At 68.4% G+C, this 2,248-nt stretch carries 3 protein-coding genes; 1 reads left to right on the top strand and 2 read right to left on the bottom strand.

Going from position 1 to position 2,248, the window contains the following annotated elements; genetic code table 11:
• Window positions 1-12: 12 nt before the first annotated feature.
• Entirely contained in the window at window positions 13-105 is a 93-nt protein-coding gene (locus AC3XYG_RS01320; protein WP_489138007.1) for a Fe-Mn family superoxide dismutase, read from the top strand.
• A gap of 130 nt (window positions 106-235) precedes the next feature.
• On the opposite strand, the gene AC3XYG_RS01315 is transcribed toward AC3XYG_RS01320, so the two are convergent.
• Window positions 236-1,417: a class I SAM-dependent methyltransferase gene (locus tag AC3XYG_RS01315; RefSeq protein WP_489138006.1), complete on the bottom strand. Its 1,182-nt coding sequence runs from the start codon at window positions 1,415-1,417 to the stop codon at window positions 236-238.
• A gap of 142 nt (window positions 1,418-1,559) precedes the next feature.
• Window positions 1,560-2,248 (bottom strand): pirin family protein (locus tag AC3XYG_RS01310; RefSeq protein WP_489138005.1); only part of this gene is annotated, 689 nt, incomplete at its 5' end.

Genomic DNA, 2,248 nt, shown 5'->3' with positions numbered 1-2,248 from the left:
CACGCCTACTACCTGGACTACCAGAACCGCCGCCCCGACCACGTCAAGGCGGTGCTGGAGACCCTGGTCAACTGGTCGATCGTCTCGGACCGCCTCGGCGCCTGAGGCCAAAGATCAGCACAGAATTCTCCCGAGCCGCTGGACGGCCGGGAGAACAGGGCGCGGGCCGGGGTTGTCCCCCCTTCACTCGGCTCGCGCCCGCTTTTCAAAATCGGCTGGTGCGGACGTCCTTCATCTAAACCGAGATGCCGATTCCGTGCGGGCGGACGATGCGCTCCGCCGGCACGCCGCCGCGGACCAGCCCGGCGGCGATATCGGCTTCCGAGTGATAGCTCGAGATGACGATTTTCCGGCTGTCGGCCAGCGCCTCGGCCGGGGGGACGACGCGATGCGGCCCCAGCGTGTGGCTGTGCTTCTGCGGATCGCGATCGGTGATCGCCACCACGCGGGTGCGCCGGGCCAGCGATGTCCGCTCCAGCAGTGTCGAGGTGTGCAGCCCCGCCCCCCAGACATAGACCTGCTCCTCCGGCGCCAGGGCGGCGTGCAGCCGCGCATCCACCGCGTCCCAGCGGCCCTGGTCGATCGCGGCATAGGCCCGGCAGAAGGCGGTGTTCTTCTCGTATCCGCTCTCGATCGCGGCCTGCGGCTGCGGCGCCTGCTTGCGGGCCAGCACGGTGATGACAGGGTAGGGGTAGTATTCGAGCGAGGTGTCGATCGGCGCCTGCAGGGTGCCGAAGCCGATCCGCTGCAGCAGGCTGGCGGCCGTGACCTCGTCGAAATAATTGACGTGCTCCATCATGAAGAAGCCGGGCGGATTGATCTCCGGCGCGGCCAGGCAGGGCACCTCGAACATCAGCAGGCCGTCGGGCGCCAGTGCCGCATGCACCAGCTTCAGGGTCTCGGCCGGGTCGTAGACGTGCTCCAGCACGTGGGAGAAGGTGATCAGATCCTGGTTGCCGCGCTGCGGCAGCATCTCCTCGCCGGAGCCGAGATCCATGTCTATGCCGTTCCGGCCCCGCGCCTGCTCGACCGCCTTGGGCGACAGGTCGCAGCCGGCGACGGCCCAGCCCTGCTTGCGGAAATGCCACAGCATCGAGCCGGTGGCGGCGCCGACATCGTACATGCGGCCGGGCGTGATCGCCTCGATCCCGGTCAGGGCCATCATGCGGCGCGCCGTCGGGTTCAGCGGCGGCTCGCCATCGCCGAAGGCGGTGTAGTTCGAGAAGGTCGCGTATTGCCGCATCATGGTCTCGGGCGAGACCGCCGGGTCCTGCAGGGTCATGCCGCAGCCGGAACAGCAGCGCAGGGCGAAGGCGACATGCCCCAGCCCGCAGACATCGATCGCCGTGCGGAACACCGTCTCGCCGTCACGCGAGCTGCAAATGAAACACGCGCGGGCAATGGTGCCGTTGATCATATGCCGTCCCTGAAAATGCCGGTCGAGCGATGCAATACCATCGCATCTTATGGAGCCGGGTGGAGACCGTCACCCTCGACGCCGAAAGAAAAAGCGGAGGCCTGGGGGCCTCCGCTTGTCGACACGGGACGCTTCGCCTGGTTCAGAACCGGCCGGCGCGGAAATCATCGATCGCTTCGATGATCTGCGCCTCGGTGTTCATGACGAAGGGCCCGTATTTCGCCACCGGCTCGCGCAGCGGCTTGCCGGCCACGATCAGGAACCGGGCCGGGCCGGCCTTGGCCGCCGCCCGGACCCCATCACCACTCCCCAACACGCCCAGCGTGCCGCGTTCCAGCACCTCGCCGCCGATATCCGCCGCGCCCTGATAGGCATAGGCAAAGCCGGCATGGCCCTCGGGTAGCGGCACCTCGATCGCGGCGCCGGCCTCCAGATGCACATCGAGATAGATGGGCTCGGTGGTGCCGCCCTCGACCGCGCCGTCGACGCCGCCGAAGCGGCCGGCGATGACGCGGACGGTGGCACCGGGGCCTGCCGCGACCTCAGGCACCGCGTCGGCCGGGTTGTCCTGGTAGCGCGGCGCCGTCATTTTCTCGCCCGCCGGCAGGTTGACCCAGAGCTGGAAGCCCCACATCAGTCCGTTCTCCTGCTCCGGCATCTCGGAATGGACGATGCCGCTGCCGGCCGTCATCCACTGCACGCTGCCGGGGCCGAGCAGGCCGACATTGCCCTTGTTGTCGCCATGGCGCATCCGCCCGGCCAGCATGTAGGTCACGGTCTCGAAGCCGCGATGCGGGTGGTCCGGGAAGCCGGCCAGGTAATCGGCGGCAT

Source organism: Inquilinus sp. (genome assembly GCF_057815775.1).
Note: the sequence above shows the minus strand (reverse complement) of the source record. Positions and strands in the feature narration are given on the sequence as shown.

What these genes read in the sequence shown, in the direction of transcription:
- AC3XYG_RS01315 (WP_489138006.1), bottom strand. Translation starts at nt 1,417, where the DNA reads ATGATCAACGGCACCATTGCCCGCGCGTGTTTCATTTGCAGCTCGCGT.